Source organism: Flagellimonas aequoris (genome assembly GCF_003584165.1).
Lineage (GTDB): Bacteria > Bacteroidota > Bacteroidia > Flavobacteriales > Flavobacteriaceae > Flagellimonas > Flagellimonas aequoris.
In genome coordinates this window covers 79,802-100,877 of record NZ_QXFJ01000019.1, presented here as the reverse complement: position 1 = coordinate 100,877, position 21,076 = coordinate 79,802, and the positions used below count along the sequence as shown (strand labels likewise).

Annotated in this window: 14 protein-coding genes; 1 reads left to right on the top strand and 13 read right to left on the bottom strand. The window is 44.1% G+C overall.

Going from position 1 to position 21,076, the window contains the following annotated elements:
* Positions 1-3 precede the first annotated feature (3 nt).
* The 9 genes from D2U88_RS08685 to D2U88_RS08645 form a co-directional block, all read right to left on the bottom strand.
* On the bottom strand, positions 4-3,372 hold the full coding sequence (locus D2U88_RS08685; protein ID WP_119639966.1) for a SusC/RagA family TonB-linked outer membrane protein: 3,369 nt from the start codon (positions 3,370-3,372) through the stop codon (positions 4-6).
* Between the two features lie 91 nt (positions 3,373-3,463).
* Positions 3,464-4,057, bottom strand: a complete 594-nt coding sequence (locus D2U88_RS08680; RefSeq protein ID WP_119639965.1) for an RNA polymerase sigma factor — start codon at positions 4,055-4,057, stop codon at positions 3,464-3,466.
* Entirely contained in the window at positions 4,047-5,033 is a 987-nt protein-coding gene (locus D2U88_RS08675; protein WP_182859149.1) for a FecR family protein, read from the bottom strand. The genes D2U88_RS08680 and D2U88_RS08675 overlap by 11 nt, the downstream gene beginning before the upstream one ends.
* 284 nt (positions 5,034-5,317) lie before the next feature.
* Positions 5,318-6,706 carry a hypothetical protein gene (locus D2U88_RS08670; RefSeq protein ID WP_119639963.1) on the bottom strand — a complete coding sequence of 463 codons (1,389 nt, stop codon included), beginning with the start codon at positions 6,704-6,706 and terminating at the stop codon, positions 5,318-5,320.
* 28 nt (positions 6,707-6,734) lie between these two features.
* Complete coding sequence (locus D2U88_RS08665) at positions 6,735-8,501, bottom strand: Ig-like domain-containing protein (protein WP_119639962.1); 1,767 nt, start codon at positions 8,499-8,501, stop codon at positions 6,735-6,737.
* Between the two features lie 20 nt (positions 8,502-8,521).
* Entirely contained in the window at positions 8,522-10,006 is a 1,485-nt protein-coding gene (locus D2U88_RS08660) for an SLC13 family permease (RefSeq protein WP_119639961.1), read from the bottom strand.
* A complete protein-coding gene (locus D2U88_RS08655) occupies positions 10,003-10,782 on the bottom strand; it encodes an SGNH/GDSL hydrolase family protein (RefSeq protein ID WP_119639960.1) in 780 nt (259 codons plus the stop codon). The genes D2U88_RS08660 and D2U88_RS08655 overlap by 4 nt, the downstream gene beginning before the upstream one ends.
* A gap of 14 nt (positions 10,783-10,796) precedes the next feature.
* Positions 10,797-12,215: a SusD/RagB family nutrient-binding outer membrane lipoprotein gene (locus D2U88_RS08650; RefSeq protein WP_119639959.1), complete on the bottom strand. Its 1,419-nt coding sequence runs from the start codon at positions 12,213-12,215 to the stop codon at positions 10,797-10,799.
* 16 nt (positions 12,216-12,231) lie between these two features.
* Complete coding sequence (locus D2U88_RS08645; protein ID WP_119639958.1) at positions 12,232-15,483, bottom strand: SusC/RagA family TonB-linked outer membrane protein; 3,252 nt, start codon at positions 15,481-15,483, stop codon at positions 12,232-12,234.
* Positions 15,484-15,650: 167 nt separating this feature from the next.
* Between D2U88_RS08645 and D2U88_RS08640 the strand changes: the two genes are divergently transcribed.
* Positions 15,651-16,808: a hypothetical protein gene (locus tag D2U88_RS08640; RefSeq protein ID WP_182859147.1), complete on the top strand. Its 1,158-nt coding sequence runs from the start codon at positions 15,651-15,653 to the stop codon at positions 16,806-16,808.
* A 102-nt stretch (positions 16,809-16,910) separates the two neighbouring features.
* On the opposite strand, the gene D2U88_RS08635 is transcribed toward D2U88_RS08640, so the two are convergent.
* The 4 genes from D2U88_RS08635 to D2U88_RS08620 are packed head-to-tail and all read right to left on the bottom strand — an operon-like array spanning position 16,911 to position 20,993.
* Entirely contained in the window at positions 16,911-17,621 is a 711-nt protein-coding gene (locus tag D2U88_RS08635; protein ID WP_119639957.1) for a galactosamine-6-phosphate isomerase, read from the bottom strand.
* Positions 17,621-18,172: a gluconate 2-dehydrogenase subunit 3 family protein gene (locus D2U88_RS08630; protein ID WP_119639976.1), complete on the bottom strand. Its 552-nt coding sequence runs from the start codon at positions 18,170-18,172 to the stop codon at positions 17,621-17,623. The genes D2U88_RS08635 and D2U88_RS08630 overlap by 1 nt, the downstream gene beginning before the upstream one ends.
* 31 nt (positions 18,173-18,203) lie before the next feature.
* Positions 18,204-19,283 (bottom strand): Gfo/Idh/MocA family protein, encoded by a 1,080-nt coding sequence (locus D2U88_RS08625; RefSeq protein ID WP_119639956.1) that lies wholly within the window; start codon positions 19,281-19,283, stop codon positions 18,204-18,206.
* 18 nt (positions 19,284-19,301) lie between these two features.
* On the bottom strand, positions 19,302-20,993 hold the full coding sequence (locus tag D2U88_RS08620) for a GMC oxidoreductase (protein WP_119639975.1): 1,692 nt from the start codon (positions 20,991-20,993) through the stop codon (positions 19,302-19,304).
* Between the last annotated feature and the right edge of the window lie 83 nt (positions 20,994-21,076).

Sequence of the window (21,076 nt, the reverse complement as noted above, 5' to 3'; positions counted from 1 at the left end):
TTTTTAGAGTTTAAGGTTACATCCGATCACAAAAGTCCTGCTCGGAGGATACAATCCACGATCGATTCCAATGTCGAGGTTTCTATTGCTACCCGAGTAGTTTTGAAGGCCCACTTGGGGGTTCATCCCACTATAATCGGTTATGGTGAACAAGTTGCTTGCTTGGGCATATATTCTCAATTTGAGGCCACCAAGCAATTCTGGGCTAACGTTGTATCCCAATTGCGCATTGGTCAACCGAACATATGATCCATTCTCCACATAATAGCTGGAAGGTCTAATGTTGTTGTTAGGGTCGTCCAGGGATAGACGTGGAATGCTGGAATCGGTGTTGTTTTCGGACCAAGCATCCAATAAAACATTCTCCTTGTTGTAAGCTGCTTGGTTGAAGAAATGGTTCTTGTACTTGGTAAAATTATAGGTGTCATTGCCAAAGCTTCCATTAAAGAAAAGGCCTAAATCAAAATTCTTATAGTTGAACTGTAGATTAAGACCCAACATGACATCGGGGTGAGGGGAACCAATAAACGTCCTGTCGTCGGCATCCACATCACCATCGCCATCCACATCCTTGAACTTGATATCACCGGGTTGGGCATTGGGCTGCAGTCCATAACTATCCACCTCAGCCTGACTTTGGAACAATCCTTCGGCCACATAGCCATAGAACGAGGCAATAGGCTGGCCTACCGCACTCCTTGATATTTCCTGGTCAAAGTTTACACTGTGCAAGGATGAACTTGGAATGCCCAAATAATCGGAAGTGTTCAACTCCGTCAACTCGTTTTTGGATCCGGTAAGGTTAAGACCGATCTGATATCCCAAATCACCCACTTTGTCATTATAGTTGACGTTCAATTCAAATCCGTTGTTCTTCATTTTTCCATCGTTCACCCACTGCCCGTCATTGGTACCCCCATAGGTCAATGGAACAGTGTTGTACACCAAGATGTCATCGGTTTTCTTGATGTAGTAGTCAGCAGTAATGTTCAGGTGATCTTTTAAAAGTCCCATATCCACCCCAATGGAGGTCTGGGTCGTGGTCTCCCATTTCAAATCGGGATTTGGAATCCTGGATTGGGTAAGTCCAATGTAGACAGACTCTTGGGCACCATCGATGGCGTAGTTGGAATTCGCATTGTTGTTCCGGTAACTATCCACAGTGGCATAATTGGAAATATCCTGGTTACCCGTTTGCCCCCAGCTTCCTCTCAAAAGCAGAGAAGAGACAATTCCATCTGGATTAAAAAAGTCCTCGCGGTCCAACCTCCATCCCAAAGAGAATGCAGGGAATGTTCCCCAACGGTTATCTTCATTGAACCTTGAGCTACCATCACGTCTAACGGTTGCCGTAAAAAGATACTTTTCATCATAGTTGTAGTTCAACCTTCCGAAGTAAGAGTTAAGTGACCATCCGGATGCGTTACCGGAATTGAGCATGTTCTCGGTTCCAAAACTCAAGTACCTAAAGTTTTCATCCTCGTACAGGAATTCGCTTACCGAAGCACCAAAACCTTCATAATTGTATTCGATGGCCTCTTGTCCTACTAACACATCCACATTGTGGGCTCCAAACTGTTTTTTATAGTTTAGTGTATTGGTAAAGGAGAATTGGTAGTTGAAGCTATTGGAAGTGGATAACGAGTTGGTGTTGTTGGTGGAAAGAATTTCATTAAACGTAGGTGAAAAACTCCTGATGTTATAATTCTGGTAATCCAAACCAAAAGAAGTCTTAAACGTGAAATCCTTGATGTAAAGATTGGCATATACATTCCCCAAAGCCTGAACCCGTTTCTGCTTGTTGTCCTTGTTACGATACAACTGGCCCATGGGGTTTTGGGTATCGTTGAGTGGGTTACCGGCATATTCCCCATTGATGTCCTTCACTGGGACAATGGATGGAAACTGCATGGCACTCAAGACAATACTCCCCAAAGCACTATTGGTACCTATGGAAACCTGCTCCTTATAATTGGCCGTAAAGTTTTCACCAATGGTCAAGAAATCGCCAATGTTATAGGAAGAATTGAACCTTGCCGAATACCTTTCAAAGCCTGTGTATTTGATCAAACCTTCCTGATTGTAATACCCCAACGAAAACATGTGCTGACCTTTGGAATCCCCTTTTGCCAATGATACGTTATAAGATTGAACAGTAGCAGTTTGCAAAATCTGTTTTACCCAATCTACATCAGCGCTAGGGATGGTCTGTTCGTCATTGAGCCATTGTGGAATTGTGGCCTGTGCGGGATTGTCCCCATAAATATCGTGGGAAGGAGTTCCCCCATCATTGATCGTCGCTTGCCACAATAGATCCCCATATTGCTGGGCATTGAGCATTCTTGGGAGATTGTAGGAAGATTGAAGACCTGCATAACTGTCAAAGGACACTACATATTCCCCACCGGTGTCCGATCCCTTTTTGGTAGTAATGATCACAACACCATTGGCAGCACGGGACCCATAGATGGAAGCTGAGGCAGCATCCTTCAAGACCTGTATGGTTTCAATATCTGAAGGATTGATCCCATTAAGACCGTTGGATGCAGGGATTCCATCCACGATCACCAAAGGGTCGTTACTGTTGATGGTACTAAAGCCCCTAACACGAATGGAGGTTCCTCCACCAGGAGAATTGTCGCTCATGATCTGTACACCGGGCAAACGACCATCCAACATTTCCACCACATTGGCCTTAGGCTGGGTATTGATTTCCTCGGGGGAAACCGAAGCAATGGCACCCGTAATGTTCCTTCTGGCCTCGGTGCCATACCCTACCACCACGATTTCATCCAGTTGTGACGCACTTTCAATGAGGGTGACCGTTACGTTGTCCATATTTTCAATGTTCACGTCCTGCCTTCTGTATCCGATATAGGTTATGGAAAGTGTCTTGAAATTGGAAGGGATTTCCATCGTGAACTTTCCATCAAAATCGGACACTGTACCGTAATCGGTTCCTTCAACAAATACGTTGGCCCCTGGAATGGGACTGCCCGCTTCATCGATTACAGATCCTGAAATTTTTCGCTTTTCTTGGATGAACTTCACCAAAACACCTTGCTCCGTAACCCGGAAATCCACGTTGGCTTTGTTTTTAAGGACTTCCAGGACACTTTCCAGGTTCCCTTTGTTCACGTCTATACTGATGCGTTGATCCAAGGATTGGGCATCCGCAGCGTAGATGAATCTTTGGCCGGTTTGCTTCTCTATAAGGTCGAACACCTTTTCCAGAGCAACACTTTTAAGGTTAAGATTGATCATGTCGAAGTTTTGTGTATTCACCACATTGGATACGGATATGGGGACATTACTTCCCCTACCCAATAATGGAAGACACAGTAGCAATGCTAACAAGTTTAATTTTTTCATTTCTTAAAGAGTAGTTTAATTATTGGTTCTCGATATTTTTTAAGGTTCTACTAAGTTTGTTGTTCAGTTTTTCATAGATTTTGCTGTGAGGTTAATATTGTTTGTTCTTGATGACCATCTTTCTAATGGTCTTGAGGGCTATGGCCATATGGTTTTCGACCGTCTTGATGGAAACTCCCAAGATCTCTGAGATTTCCTTGTATTTGAGCTCATCCAATCGGCTCATTTCAAAGATTTGCCGGGATTTTTTGGGTATTTGGTCCAGCACATCCTTGATCCGTTTTATATAGAATTCCCTTTGCTCCTGATCTATGATTTCCTGTTCTATACTCGGGCTTGAAGCTTGTTGGTTTTCCTGGCCAAACTCCAAGGGTTGTTTAAGATGGGAGTATGCCACGGGCTCCAACAACTTGTTCTTTGCCACCACATAGAGGTATGGCTTGGGATTTCTAATCTCATGGATGCGCTCATAACCGTTCCATAATTGAATGAAAACATCGGCCACCTTCTCCTCAACAATGTCCAGTTTTGACTCGTAGGTAAGCCCAAACCGACAAAGGCTTTCATAGTACCTGTTGAAAACTGTCTCCAAAGCCTCCTTGTTCCTTTCCTGAATCAAGCGGAACAGCTCTACATCTGTCATGTTGTTAAAATCCATCAACTCTGGGGAATGTTTAGTTCTCATCGCGGGGGGCTATTGAAAATTTTTTTGGGGATATTGCGGTAATCTTCACATCGGCAATGAACTCCAATGTTTGTATAAACTGATCAAGGTCTTGGTCTTCGAACGCGGCACTGATTTTTTTGCTGGCGACCAAATCATCCGAGATGGTAAACTCTACTCCATAAAATTGATTGATGGGAATCAATGCATCGCCCAAGGGCATATCATCCAACAGAAGAATATTGTCTTTCCAGGCCGTGGTCTTGGATACATCAAAATTGCGTTTTACCACTTCACCTGTTTCTGTATTCAGCTGCAGTTCCTCATTGGGGCTCAACCGTATTTCATCGCCGGAATCCTTCAAAGTGACCTGTACCTTGCCGCTTTCCAAGGACACGGTTTTTGTTTTCCCTTTGGTATTGACATTGAACTTTGTTCCCAAAACTTGGACCGTCAATCCATCGGTGTTTACATGAAAGGGCCTGTCAACATCCTTGGAAATATCAAAATACGCTTCCCCTTCCAACCAAACTTCCCTGCTGTTCTTGGAAAAGACTTCAGGAAATTTTAGTTCAGACCCGGAATTGATCGTTATCGATGAGCCATCAGGCAATATGATCTGTTTCCGTTCCCCTTGTTGGGCTATGATATGATTGGTGTACCGGGAAGCATCACCCATTGAAAACAGGTATAGGGAAAAACCGATCAGGACTACCGCTGCTGCTGCCAAGATGACTTTCATCCTGTCTTGGAGAAACATTCTTTTTCCCGATGGTTTTGGGGAAATGGCTTCTCTTATCCGATTTCCGGATTGTTTTTTTTTCAGTGGTAGATCGGGTTTAGGATAGCACTCCCACAATAACTTATAATCATGAAAGCGGTCCCGTAGACCATCATCCAGCAGTAAGTTTACCTCGAACATCGACCTCTCTTGATCCGTGTTCATCTCTCCAGAAAGCTTTCGAGCACATTTGATATCCTCCTTGGATATATCCATAGTATGTCTTTTATACATAGGAGGGTGAAAAGGTAGAATTACCCCTAGATCACAATGTCATCAAAATGCAAAAAGAGAATTAACTTAAGGTTAACCGTTACGTTTTGCTGCGGTTGTTGACCTCTGGTGGCAAAATAATCTTTGGTTTGTCTTAATGTACATATGGAAGCCTTATCCGAAACCCATTATGGTGAAATGTAAAAAGGCGCAACTGGGTAATGTTGCGCCTTTTTTGAATTAAACTAACTCAAACCAATGAATTGCTTTATGAAAGCTTGTTATGCCTAATCAAATTCCATGATGAATTGTTTAAACTCTTGTGAATTGAAAATGCCATTGGCATCATGTGCCACATTAGGTACGATAATTTTCCTATGGTTATGGCTTCCGGAATAAAAGGTTTCCATATAATGGAACATGTTCTCTCCCCTATTGAATCGATTGGACCCCAACAAGGTTGCCTGACAATCCGTGGTGTTCAATGTTCCTGTGGTGGAGGTATCATCGCTCCCCAAAAAATAAATGGTATTTCTGGACACCTGCTGCTCCGTTAAAGTAGTGGTATCCACCCCATCGAGATAGGAAACCGCAAATTCACTTCCGTAGGGCCAATAGGTATATCCTACACAATCCGTTGGTTCATAAAAAGTTCCCGTACCCTCATCATACCGTTGGCCATCCGGATAGTAGAAATATTGGTTATTGGCCACTACATGTTGAAAATCAATGGTCGGATGCGAACCTTCAACCTTATTCGCCACGGCATAGTGCTGTGAAAAGGCAGCTCCCGAGGAGTGACCTGCGATAAGGACGGTCTTAAGGTTTGGAAACTTGTCCAGATTGGAAAAACGGTTCACCAAAGTATCCAAAACTGTGAAAGAACTGATGGATGAATTGGTGTTGCTGGCATCCGCTCCTTCTCTCCATCCAGAATCGTTCCAGACCAAACCATCGGTAGGAGCAGTCAGATTATCCTGAAAATGAGGTGCGATGACCAGTGTGGTCTTTTCCTTGTCCATACTTTTCAAGGAATTGAGCATGTAACCATAGTACTCATCGGCATTGCGCTCTGCACCATGGACCACTACCACCACTTTATCAATGAAGTCATATACAAATTCAGGGTCGTCCACAAAATCATAATTGGCATACACCTCAAAGGATAATGGTTCGCTCGCGTTGTCCAAAAAGCTTAGCTGCTGAATGCAATCTTCGGATGCACTCAAACACGGGGTTTTGGAACTGGTATTCCCATCTTCAGTAGTAAAAGAATAGGTCACACTGTTTACCAATGCCTTCCCATCCATGCCAATGCTTCCAGAGTCCACACCGATCATATGTTCTGTAGCGGCAGCCATATCCTCAAGATGGATCAAAACCTTGGTGGATTGATTCAGATACTCCAATGTATAGGGTACATTCTCCGAGCCTGCTGTTATGAAAAATACATTTTCAAATTTGTCCGGGTCCAAAATAGCGGAAAAAACCATCTCAAAAGTGCTGTTCACGGGAACATCCTGCATATCATCCACAAAAGGGGCATCGTTCAGTTTTACGGAAATCACACTTAAGTTCCCAGAAGCATCATCATCATTGGTGCATGCGGTAAACCATAGGACGATACTGCTCAAAAGCAACAGTTGAATGCTCTTTATTAAATTCTTTTTGTTCATCTTTTAGAGAATAATCTATTAAACATCATTAATTACAGACCGGATACACGCAGGCTGATCCTTGTGTGGTGGTTGAGCCGGCAGCGCAATCCAATCCACCCACGACCCAAGTTCCACCTAGTTTATAGGCCCAACTGCCCGTGTATTCCCAGCTTACTCCTGTTCCATCCACATTGGCATCTCCATAGGTCTCCACCACGGTATCGCCATTGAACAGTTCAATGGCATCATCCCCATTTTGGTTCATGGATTCGGTTTCTATGATGTGTTCGAAAGAATCCATACAGCCTCCAAAATAAGCCGCAATGGTAGCTTGCTCCCGGGCAAGTAGGTTATCGTCCCCTTCCTCAACGGCAATGGCCGGAAAGGTAAACTCAATGCCATCGGTACCTCCGCCATTATTGGCCACCCCAATACCATAAATACTCAAATCGGGGATATTCTTGTTCGCTTTCAAATGAAGGGCCTTGCCCCCGTTGGTTCCACTGCCATCCCATGTCAATGCCAACACCCCTTGCAAGGTGAGTGCCTCGGAACAAATGGGGTATGGACAACCAGAAGTGTCCAATGTGCTAGAGCCAATGGAACAATCGAGTCCTCCCGTGGTCCAGACCCCATCAATCTTATAGGCCCATGAACCTGTATATTCCCAGGACTGTCCGGTACCATCCACATCAATATCCCCATAGGTTTCTATCACAACATCTCCTTGGAAAAGCTCAATGGCATCATCCCCGTTTTGGTTGATGGCCGATTCGGCCTGAAGCACATGTTCGAACTCACCGATGCATCCACCAAAGTATGTAGAAATCAATTCTATTTCCCTAGCTACAAGGATGTCGTCCCCAGCAGAGACGGAAATGGCGGGCAATACAAACTCGTTACCATCGGTTCCTCCACCATTATTGGCAGTCCCCAGGCCATACAAGCTCAAATCTGCAATATCTTGATTGGCTACTAAGTGGATGGCCTTACCATCATTGGTTCCGGAACCATCCCAGGTGAGTGCGAGAATCCCTTTTAAGGAAAGGGCTGGTAATTGTTCTATGATGGCTATGGATATGCCTTCGGAACCGGCGCTAGCATTGGTTACATTATCCAAAGAAACATCTATGATTTCATTACCCTCATTTTCCCCATCCAAAATGGTGGTGACGGAAATGGAAGCCGATAGACTACCTTGAGGGATGGTGATGCTTTCTTCACCCGAAATACTATAGTCATCATCTTTGGTGGCCGTTCCATCAAAAACAAAGGTGGCGGTCACATCGCTATTGGCCACTTTGCTCAAAGTTGCCATAATGGTCGCTGTTTGGCCATCTTCTTCCAATTCAGAAACATCGCTGGACAATGTCAAAGTAGGTGGTACAAATGCTGCCGTGGTAAAACTTATGGAAAAAGGACTTTGCAATGTCTCTCCATTGGCCCCATATATGCCTTCAGGCAATGACAAGGTGTAACTGGTTTGATAATCCAACATGCTTGGCACCAAGGTAACGGTTGAATTGGTATTGGAAAACCCTATCTCATAATCAACAGTTGTGGAACCCGATGCAAAATCCAAAGCAGATGTAATGGCATCCGTGTCCAGACTGTGTGAAAAAATAATCTCAATGGAAGTATCCACAGGAACATCCTCCACAGTTGTTTCAAAATTTGTTTCGGTGATATTGGTCGTAAGGATTACCAAGGTACCATCATCCAGTACGTTACCTTCGTCATCGTCATTACATCCAATAAATAGGACCAACAGTAAAACGGCTATGTTCCATATTGGGTTCTTACGATTTTTCATGTTCGTTAATTTTTAGTTTGTCATTTGGTAATTTTATTCACGATAAAGGCGCTGAACTCCCTTGGGTGAAAATCCCAGATAAGGGGCAGCAAATAGTACACCATGAGGGTGAGGAACACTATGGAAAAAATGTTCATCCAAATACCGCTCTTGGCCATATCCGATATTTTTAGGTACCCCGACCCGAACACCACTGCATTGGGCGGAGTTGCCACTGGTAGCATAAAGGCACAGGATGCCGCAACCGTAGTGGCTACCATAAGTATATAAGGGTTGATGTTCAAACCTACTGCAATAGGTGCCAAAATGGGGAGCAACATTGCTGTGGTTGCCAAATTGGAGGTCACTTCGGTTATAAAATTCACCGAGGTAATGATGACCACAACCAGCACAATGAGTGCCAGTCCCTGTAAAAGATTCATTTGGCTTCCCAGCCATGCCGCCAAGCCAGTGGTTTCAAAACCTGAGGCCAGGGCCATACCCCCACCAAACAATAGGATGATACCCCATGGTAATTTCACTGCATCATCCCATGTAATCAAGGGTTCTTCTTTATCACTTCCCTGAATGGTGAACAGCAAAATACCCGCACACATGGCTATTATGGTGTCATCTATGGCTGGCAACAATGGTTGTAGGATGAACGAGCGGCCGATCCATGCAAAAGCAGTAAGGATGAAGATGCCCAAAACTATTTTTTCTTCTTTCTTCATAGGTCCCAATTGCCTCACCAATTGATTGATTTCCTCCCTTCCCCCAGGAAATTCTTTCTGCTTGAATTTGAAAGCGAAACGGGTAAGGTAGATCCAAGCCATCAACAAAAGTGGAATGGCGATGGGAAGTCCCCATTTGGCCCATTGCCAAAATGTGATCTCTATGCCATAAACCTCTTCCACATAACCAGCGAAAACCAGATTTGGCGGGGTTCCTATCAAGGTGGCAATACCTCCGATAGATGCACTATAGGCAATACCGAGCATCAATGCCTTACCAAAAATCAAGTTCTCATCCTCTATGGTAGCAGGGTTATCCTTCAATTGTGCCACAATGGACATTCCTATGGGTAGCATCATTACCGAGGTAGCCGTATTGGATATCCACATAGACAGAAAAGCAGTGGCTACCATAAAGCCCAAAATAATCTTTGATACGTTGGTTCCGATAAGCCGGATCACATGTAGGGCAATCCGCTTGTGTAGGTTCCATTTCTCGATGGCAATAGCCAATAGAAATCCTCCCATGTATAGAAAAATATACTTATGCCCGTAGGAGGCAGTGGTTTCCGAAAGTTCGACGGCCCCGGTCAGCGGAAACAATATGATCGGTAAAAGGGCCGTAACCCCAATTGGAATGGCCTCGGTAACCCACCAGATGGCCATCCATAAGGTAATGCCCAACATACTGAAAGCACTGTCGGACATCCCGGTCGGGGGATTAAAGCCTTGCAGTATCAGAAAAGCCAAGGGTCCCGCCACTAAAAAGATATGCTTTTTTAAAAAGTTCATTTTTGGGTTTTAAAGGATTCAAAATTCATTTCCTCTACCAATTGTCTCAAAAAATCCCCCGTGGGTGGCAATACAAAGCACAGGTACAGATTTTCACCGTTCCCGTCTACCGTGGTCAAACGATCTGGGATAGTACCCACAGATTTGCCGGTAAGCAATTTTGTTATGGTAAGGGCTATTAAATAGGACCCGTCCGGCGATGGGTGTTTGTCATCAAAATAGAACTCTAAATCAGGCCTTAAAGTTCTTGCTTTCATATATACAGGGCCGACCGGAAGTACTTTGGCGTTGAGCTCTGTAGCAAGGTCCATATAACCTTTGGTAATGGTTTCCTGCATCAAGGGATTGGATTTATAGGCCCATGTCATATAAAAGATGGGCTCCGCTCCTTGGGAACGGACCAATTCCGCAAACTTGGTCCCATACTCCTTAAAACGTTCCGGGGCTTCAATGGTACTCAAACTATGGTCTCCAAAAACCACATAGTCCCACTTTTTATTTTCAAGTAATTCACGGGTCTTTGTCCCCTTCTCCCCTTTCCAATGTTGTTCCAGATTGCTCCCCCCAACAGTTGATTGGTATGTTTGGATAGAGACCCCTTGTGTTTCCGCCATGGCGCTTACCAACTGGGGCATGTTCCAAAAATAGGTGAAGCTGTTCCCCACAAACAATATTTTAACGGGGGCTTTTTCTTCTTGCGCATTGAGGTTGGTCGGCACCAATACAGTCAATGCCAGTAACCAAAAACAGATGCTTTTAATGTGTTTTATTTTCATGTTCTAAGTAGTAACTATTGGTTAACAGGGGTTTTATCAAAAAAGTTGGGAATGGGATCGGGAACATTGGTGTTCCTATCTATTTCGGATTGCGGATACAGAAATCGCTGTGGCAACTGGCTGCCGGTATTTGGGGTTATCGGAACCCTTACCACTGTTTCCCCCAATGTTCTACGGGTGTCGTTGAAAGGTTCAATCAGTCCAAAAAGAGTCACATAGCGCTCTTCCAAAATTTCGCGTAATAAGGCATTGTTCTGACTGATATTATCCGGATTTTCCATTCCACCGGTTTCAAAATCAGCGGAAACATAGGGCTCATAAAGCACTTGCGCCGGATCTATATTTCTAAGATATCCCCCTGTGTTCATGAATGCCCTAAAATCATTCAGATAGGAAAGACCAGTATCAAACCCATTGACCCTGAATCCTGCCTCTGCCAATATGAGCAGGTTCTCTTCATAGGTCACCAGAGGTGCAGGCGCGTCCTGTGCCGCAAAGCCATTGGAAATATTAGGCTGAATGCCCGTACTGTTCGTAGTGAACAAAAAGTTATATCGGCCAGTTTCATCCGTTTTCGCATTTCCCCTGTAATTGGATGGAATCGGATTCCCCACATTCGGGTCTACCAGACTGGCCATGAAATCTGAAACCACAACATCTGCCTGACGTACTTCGATAGCAAAAAACTGATAGTTTAAATTGGAGTTTTCAGCAGCAGTCCCATGAGGACCATACAAACTGTTGTCCATGGAACTGATGCCATTGGAGGCCGCGGCAAGTGCACTTTGATAATTTTTGGTGTGCAGATAAAAACGTGCCTTCAAGGTATAGGCCACCTCAATCCACGCATTGGCATCGCCATCCAAATAAATATCTGAACCAGCACTTGGTTTTCCGGTACCCTCCGCCAATAATGTTATAGCAGTATCCAACGTGTTTTGGATTTTTCCGTAGACTGTTTTCTGTCCTTCAAAAATAGGATCGGTTATGGCCACATTCCCCGCTTCGTCAAAGGGCATATCCCCATAAAGCGAAGCAATCGTCCCAGCTATCTGTGCCTGGAGCACCAAGGATATCCCCTGTGCTACAGGGCCAATGTCATCGTTCAATGCCGTTTCTTCGGCGATTAGTGCATTTCTAAAGGCATTTACGTAGGCATCGTTCCAAAGGGCATCAAAATCACTGGTGGTCACCGAGTATTGGGAAAACCCGAGGTGTTGTCTATCGATTCCGGTATACTGACCAGCAAAAATGGACGCCCTTCGGGCCGTTTCGCCGGTTTGCAATAGAATGTTGCCCACTTCAGTTCCCGTTAAAACAGTTCCATAGGAACTTTCTGTGAGATTGTTCGGGTCATTATTAAGGTCATCGACCAATTTGCTACAAGATGCCAATAAGGCAAAGAGTATAAAAATGGAGATATAGCTTTTCATTGTCTTATTTTTTTGATTAGAAGTTTAGGGTTAGGCTAAACAAATAGGATTTGGTACTGGGGTTGTTGAAATACTCAATCCCCCTAGCCGCACTGATACCGGAAAGGTTGGTATCGGGATCGTTGCCCTCAAATTTTGTCCAAAGAAAAAGGTTACGCCCTGTAAGTGAGAACTCCGCCGATTGAAGCCCAATGGAATTCTTCAACCAGGGATTGTCCAAAAGATAGGAGAGGCTCAGCTCCCTTAAACGGGTCCAAGAACCATCTTCAATGTACAATTCATCATTTCCATTGCTGAAAAATCCTCCATCCCCATTATACCATGCTTCCGTGAGGGCTACCGGGCCAGCTCCGAAATCGGCCACATTTCCACGGAACGTATCGCCAATGTTGATGATGTTCCCATCCCAAGTAAAATAATTTCGGGTAGCCGTTATCTCGTTCGCCGTGTCTGACCATGTTCCCAAGTCACGCATGACCGATTTTGTTCCTGCGTAGATATCGGCTCCTTGATAGGTTTCGAACAATACGGACAAGCGTAGCTTTTTATATGAAAAAGTGGATGAAATGGAACCCTGCCAATCTGGGTTGGGGTCGCCGATCACACCTTCTAGCTGGTCCTGCTCCGGAAAACCATATTCATCATACACAATGGACCCATCTTCGTTTCGGAGTGTTCTTGATCCCCAAAGCACACCCAAAGGTTGCCCTTCCACCGCTCTTGAGCTTACGGCCGATAACCCTCCCAGATTCAAGGATTCTATCCCTGCCAAATCTGTTACCTTGTTCCTGACCTGGGTAAAGTTGGCATCCAAAGACCATGTAAAATCCTTGGTTTGGATGATGCGGTATCCCAAATCCAATTCATACCCCTTATTCTCTATTTCGGCCCCATTGGTATACACGGAAGTATACCCAGTGGAATTGGCTTGGGGGAATTCCAACAACACATCTTCCGTAACGTTGGAAAAGTAGGTGCCGCTCAAGGACAATCTATCCCTGAAAAAACGGAGGTCCGCACCCAACTCGATTTCCTTTTTTCGTTCCGGTTTTAAATTGGTATTCCCTCGACTGGAACTTGGCACAAAGGCCCCATTTCCGAACAATCCAAGATTGAGTCCACCTCCGTAGGCATCCCCAAAGGTGGGGGAAACATATACATTGGAGGTATTGTATCTCGCGGGCTGTACCCCTACTTCACCATAGGAGACCCTTAATTTTCCAAAGGAAAAGGTATTATTGTCCTTAAACGGTTCCAGTTGGGAAAACTGCCAAGCTATGGAGGTTGATGGAAAAATAAAGGCTTTGTTGTTCTCGTCCCCAAAAGTGGAGGCTGTTTCCGCCCGAACCGTAGCATTCAAAAAGAGCATATCATAAAGGGAAAAGGAGGCAGATGAATAAACGCCCACTGTCCGCTCATGTCCTTGGGTACTGGTGGTAATAATGTTCTCTGGCAAAATGTTGTCCACATCACGAATACCACTGTCCACATCCAAAAACTGTATAAAGTTGGTTCCTGTGTAACCGTTTACGGCCCTTGACTTATCATTAAAATTGAAACCTAAAAGAAAATCCCCATTTAGGTCATCAGTGAAATTGAATGCGGTCTTGGCAATATAATCCATGTTGAAGATAGAATTGGTTGCCAATTCTTGACTGATGTATCCCGTGCTGAACGCTCCCGAAGCAGAACCAGGGGTGAAAAATTCATTTCTTTTTTCGCTGTAGTGATCCAACCCTACTCTAGCAATCAAGGTCAGCCAAGAGCTCGGGGTCGCCGTCAATTCCACGTTGGTGATAAAACGGTCCACCTTGGCCAAATTCTCCTGCTCATTGATGGTCCAAAGTGGATTGTTATACGTAGCGGTTCCATCTGCACCCAAAGGCTCCCGATACGATCGGTGCCGATTGGAAACGGGAGTGGCATCATTGTTGGCAAAATAATCCCCCCGATATCCTGTGATATCAAAATCGACCGGGTTTCTCAACAAGCCCAAGTAGAGTCCTGAACTATTAGCCCCTTTTTCAATTCTATTGGATTTGGTCCGGGAGTAGGAAGAACTGATCTTCAAACTTATGGCATCGGTAAAATTTTGTCTTGCATTGAACCGTACCGTGGTCCTTCTGTAATCGGAATTGTTCCTAATGATTCCCTGTTGGTTCAAATCCCCCAAACTGAAGAACATGGAACTCTTTTGGTTCCCTCCACTCAAACTAAGGTTATTTTCAAAAAAATGTCCATTGCTGAATATTTTATCAAAATTGGAATCATGGAAAGTCTCCCTAGAATTTTTGGTCAGAATCGGATAGTACACATTGCCAGCCTGGTCGATATAAAACTCCCCGGAAGTATCCAATTCGTCCAATCCTCCTGACCTGTCAGCTAGTTTATCTCCCCAAGAATCCCGGGCCCTTTGGTCATAAACGCCATTATCGCCTTGCCCAAATTTATCTTGCAACGGGTATTTTCTGTTTATTTCATCATATGAATACGTACTTTTTAAACTTACGGAAAGTTTACTGTTGAACTTGCCACTTTTGGTGGTAATGTTGATCACCCCTCCCAAGGCCTGTGTACCCCACAAAGCTGCGGCCGAAGCACCTTTAAGAATGGTGATCGATTCAATGTCATTGGGGTTGATGTCATTAAGCCTCGATTCTTGGTTCACGCCACCACTATCGCTGTTTCCACGTACATCATTACTGATGGGAACGCCATCCACAATGATTAGGGGCTGGCTGTTCCTTGTTATGGAAGACAATCCCCTAATTTGAATATAGGAACCCGCACCAGGATCACTTGAATTTCTGCTGATGCGTACTCCGGAGGATTTTCCAGAAAGACTGTTCAGGACATTGGTCTCCCCGGCCTCACTGATCTTGTTTCCCCCAACGGTGGAACTGGCATACCCAAGGTCATCCTTACGCTCCTTAAAGCCTAGGGAAGTAATGACCACCTCATCCAACGCCTCTGCGCTCTCTACCATAGTAATGTCCAACGTACTTGCCGTCCCCACCAGCTTGGTCACTGGAGTAAAACCAATATAACTGAACATAAGTTCAGAAGACCCATCTTTAACGGTAATGGAATACTTGCCATCAAAATCCGTAGAAATTCCATTGGTCGTTCCTTTCTCAATAATGGAAACCCCCACCAATGGCATACCATTTTCGTCGGTCACGGTTCCTGATACTGTTTTCTGAGAAATTGCAAACTGAATGGAAAGGACTGCAAGTAGCAAAAATGCATGCTTAAGTCTAATTTTCATTTTAAATGTTTTAAGTTTGATTAGTTAGAGTAAAAACTACCAAAAAAACAAGGATTGTTGTTTTGATATTATTATGCTTGCTTGATTAACAATTATATAAATAATCAATCATATTATTGATATTTCAATAATTTTTATCGATTTTTACCAATTTTCAACCGACTTGAATGAGTAAAGAAGAGGAGATAAATAAAATTCATGCAGAATTTATCTCAAAGCTTGAACATCATTATGGACGCTACAATGCCGAGAACAATAGTTTTGAATCCACGAGCAATTCCAAAATTGCACGGGATTTATTCTATAGTGATTCGCAATTTTCCAGATTGATCAACAATACGGCATCTGAAGGTGAACTGACCCGGGCATTACGAAATGTGCAAAGGCTTTTGGATGTTCATGAACTTCGTCGCAAAGTATCGAAGCAAGCAAGCGGTACTGGTAATTCCATTTTTGACAAGCGGGTGTTTATGTGGATATCCGGGGTTTTATTGGTCAGTCTGGCGATAACCCTATATCTATTCACCAAACAAACCGATGAGGTTGAAACTGATGATGATCTTTCAGAACAAACGCGCTATGAAATGCTTCGTTGGGGCTTTGAGAACAATTATATAAAACCTTATGTCAAGCTAAAGGAACTACCCGAAGACTGCTACTACCCCTGCTACAAATACCAAGGCAAGTGGATTTTGAAAGATGAGTACAAAATACCTTTTTTTAGGGAACGAAATGGCTTTCACTATGTTGCAAAAGAAGTGGTCATGTATGCTCGTTGCATGGACGAACGTGATGATCGCGGCGAATCGTTCGAGGGGTACGAGTACCAGAAGCACGAAATCTGGTATGATAAGCGTGAAGTTCCCATTGATTCGTTTTTGACCAAAGGTGCCGAGCCAAAATTAAGTGCCTCTTATATGGAGTCCAATTTTGAAGATGATCCGAACTTTGTGAAAATTGCCTACGTGCATACCTTTTTTAAAACGGAGTTCAATATAGAGGATGGATTGATCTACCGTTCCGGAAAGGCCATTGGTCGTGATATTGAATTTGTTTCCCGGGAGATTCTTGAAAAGCAATCCATATCATCGGATTTTTTGAACGAACTGAAAAGCGAGACCAATACCATTGCCAAAAACTTACTGGAAGATTTTTCGAAACCCATTACCTGTAACCCTACCGAGACGCCAAATTTGGATTTTAACCAGATCAAGGAAGGCGATGTGCTCAGTTTTGATTGCCAGTTCAAGACAGGAAGGTTTCTCGTGGATTACAATAAGTCCTATATTTTCACAGACCAGTATATCAGCACCTATTGCAGATAATTGGCACTTCCCTATTTAAAATTTATTGACTCAAATCCGTCGAAGTAGTTCAAAAGTTACATTGACAAGCAGCCCCATTACAATCTGTGAATGATCAATAATTCAACGGACATTCTCCACCAATAAACAATCAACATGGGGATGAAGCCACAGAAAAGTAACTGGGAATTGTGGCGTGATCATTTTTTTCTTCAGCATTGCAATGGCATCATCCTTTCCAGCACCACAAATCAATAAAAGAATCCGTTTGGCAGTGAGGATATTTTGCATCCCCAGGGTCATACCATACTCCGGTTTTTGGTCCATATTTTCCACCATACCATGCCCTTTGGATGCTTCGGAAAGTTGGGCCACATGGCAAAAGGGTTGAAGCATTTCGGCAGGTTCGTTGAATCCAATATGTCCATTTTTACCCAAACCCAAAACACATAAATCGATAGGCTCCCCGCTTTCCATGATATGCTGAATTCTTTCACATTCATTCTCGGGATTTTTGGGATTGGGCGTGAATCCCGTATATCTCCCATTCGGGATTTTAAGGGGTTCAAGAAGATGTTGACGTAGATAGTACTCACAAGAACCGGGACGATCTGCCGCAAGTCCACCCCATTCATCCAGTTTTAGAATGTGTAGACCATTGAAAATTTCAGGTCGGTCTTTGTAGGCTTGAGCCAATAGTCCATACATTCCTGTAGGTGAATTACCGGTAGCGGCACAGATTGTAAGGGTTCCCTTCTTTTCCAGTTCCCCAAGAACAATATCGGCCGCAAAGGCACTCATTTGTTCATAGTCCCCAAAAATCTGTATATCCATTATGCCCAAGCTTTTTCACCGTTATAGGGAATGCAGCCCTCATATCGGCCAGGAACGGGATTATACCGAAGAGCCTGAGTGGCTCCCGGTTTAGAAGTGAAATAGCCCCAAATGGTCAACTCTTTCATCATCCCGAAGAAATGCGGTTTTTCCAATAGTTTATGTTGTTGTGCCTCTTGATCAAACTTGGTCAAAAGTTCCAGTCTTTGTTCCTTTGAAAGGTCAACAAACCCATGACCGTATGCTTCGATGGACTGCTCTTCTATGGTTTCCAATCCATTAATAAAGAGAGTAGCCTCTTCTTGGTCATAACAGTCATTGACCATGGTTTGCATGAAATTTCCAATATGGGCGGCCTTTGCCCCGGGCGATATATCGGTATCGGGTAGAATGGTCTCACCAATTTCATCAAGTAAGGGCACATCGGTATCAACGATCAATTCCGATCTTTTCTTGGGCGGGGCGGCACAGCCCGATAAAAATAATTGGGATCCTATGATACTGCCTCCCAAGACAGTGGCTGTTAGTTTTAACGCTTCTCTTCTTTCCATTTTTGATTCGTTTAACTTATGATGGCCTTTTTTACTTCTTCCATAATTTATAGGGTTTATCCACATTGGGTTTGAAAGGTAACATTACTTTTCTTCCAGTACCTGCCGATTCATAGGCTGCATAAATCACCTCCAGAACTGCCTTTCCGTCCTCGCCCGTCACCAAAGGTTGTTTGTCATTTTTGACACAATCCACAAAATGTTCAAACTCTTGGGGAAAACCATAATTCCAGCTTTCCTCGTACATGGTATAGCTCCACCCGATAGTATTCCCGGCTTTCTCTACGGCATATCCAACGCCCTTTGTGCTATAGGTTTGTATGGAATTGCCTTGTAATAGATCGGCATAAGCCACGCCCCCCGTTCCATGAATTTCGGCCTTGTCGTCCATACCTCCCAGCTTGGTCCAACTTTCTTCCATTATCCCCACAACACCGTCATCAAATTCCATGATCACAATGGAATTATCCTCTCCTATGGTTTTATCGGTATGTACACTGGTCATCATTTGTGCATACACCGATTTGATGGCCCTTCCCGGATGCAACCATCTAAAAAATTGAATGGCGTGGCATCCCATATCCATGGTCACTCCGCCACCTGATCGTTCAACATCCCAAAAGTGATCGGCATGGGGACCATCATGTTTTTCCGATTGTTTGAAGAGCGTTGGTTTTCCCAAAGCCCCCTCATCCAGCAGGGCCTTCATGCGAACATATTTTGGGGCGAAGCACAACTCCTCGGCATACATGAGCTTTACGTTGGCCTGTTTGCAGGCTTCGATCATTAAATCCGCCTCTTCCAAATTCATGCACAACGGTTTTTCTACGACCACATGTTTACCTGCCTTGGCTATCTTCAGTGTTATCTCGCAATGTAGGTAATTGGGAGCGCCGACCACGACCATATCAATACCGGGCATGGCTAGCATATCATCCAGATCCGTAAAATGATTGGGGATATGGAACCTTTCCGCAAAACTTTTGGCATGCCCTTTTGTAGGTGACATCACAGCAAGGATTTCCGCATCGGCCACCCTACTCAATGCATCGGCATGTATACTAGAAATAAATTGTGAACCGATTAATCCAACGCCCACTTTCTTGTCCATATTCAGATGTTTTCTTTATTACAATACGTTATTTTTGAACTGTTCCGCTGCATAGTTGGCCGCACGTGCCGTGAGTGCCATGTAGAGAATGGAAGGACTTTGATTGCCCGTACTGGTCATGCAGGCTCCATCGGTTACAAACACATTCTTGCACTGGTGCATTTGGTTGAACTCGTTCAACAATGAAGTTTTGGGGTCTTTGCCCATTCGTACACCGCCCATTTCGTGGATGTCCAGACCAGGTGCCTGTTTGCTGTCATAGGAATACAGGTCGGTACAGCCCATTTGTTCAAGCATTTTCTGGCTTTCCTCCAGAAAATCGACGACCATTTTTTCATCATTTTCATCGTACCCCACATCGGTCACCAACAAAGGAATACCCCAATCATCGGTTTTGTCTTCGCTTAGATATACCCTATTCGAAGGTTTCGGAATGGTTTCTCCTTGCATGTACATATAGATTCGCCAGTCGCCCGGCTTGCTGAGCCTGTGCTTGAAGTCCGCCCCAAGTTGAGGGGCATCTTCAGGAACTTCCTCTGCTCTATTGCGATAAGCTCCGGTAAAAATGGTATACCCTCCCACAAAATCAGTGTCCTGTTCTTTTAAATTACGATAGTTGGCTATGATGCATTCCGAAGGTCGTGAACCATAATAATAGTGGTCCTCAAAGCCTTTAATCGCTCCACCGGCCCCTGCCCTATAGTTATGAAAACTGACATACCTCCCCAATACGTCATGGTCATTGCCCAAACCATTCGGAAAGCGTTCCGATTTTGAATTGAGTAGAATCAGGTTTGAGTTTAGTGCCGATGCATTTACGAATATGATCCGGGCATTATAGACTATCTCTTCTTTTGTATTCGTATCAATTACCTTTACCCCGGATGCTTTCCCTGACGCTTCATCATATACGATGGAATGGACCACTGAAAATGGTCTTATGGTGAGGTTTCCTGTTTTTTCTGCCCAAGGCAATGTAGATGAATTGGAACTAAAATATCCACCAAACGGGCAACCACGCATGCACAAGTTCCTACATTGACACTTTCCCCTACCCTGATCTAAATGGACTTGTTCGGGTTCACTCAAATGGGCCCATCTTCCTTGTACCAAATGTCTACCTGGAAAATGTTCTTTGAGTGTGGCTTGCATATGTTCCTCAACACAATTCAATTCAAAAGGGGGTAAAAATTCACCGTCGGGCATAGCTTCAATGCCATCATCATTGCCACAAACACCGATGAATTTTTCTACATGGGAATACCAAGAGGCAACATCATCATAACCAATGGGCCATTCTATGCCATAACCATATTTTTTTGGTGCCTTGAACTCGTAATCGCTCCAACGCTGGCAGGCCCTACCCCAGATCAAGGACTTTCCGCCCACTTGATAGCCCCGAATCCAATCGAACGGTTTTTCCTGGACATAGGGATGGTCGGCATCCTTTATAAAAAAATGTGTCGTGTCCTCTCCATAGCCAGAGGCCTTTGTAATCAAGGGGTTTTCTTGGTAAAATGCTTTGGTCATCCTTCCCCTGTGTTCAAAATCCCAAGGGTTCATGGTCATGGTCGGGTAATCCTTTATGTGCCTGACATCCCTTCCCCTTTCCAACACCAAGGTTTTCAATCCTTTTTCGCAAAGTTCTTTGGCTGCCCAACCTCCCGATATACCCGATCCAATTACAATGGCATCAAATTGGTTTTCCATCTTCATCATTATTTTCTGATTCTTAAATGTAAAGAAACCTTTATCGAATTTCTATTTATCAACCAGTCAATTTTGCTTTTCTG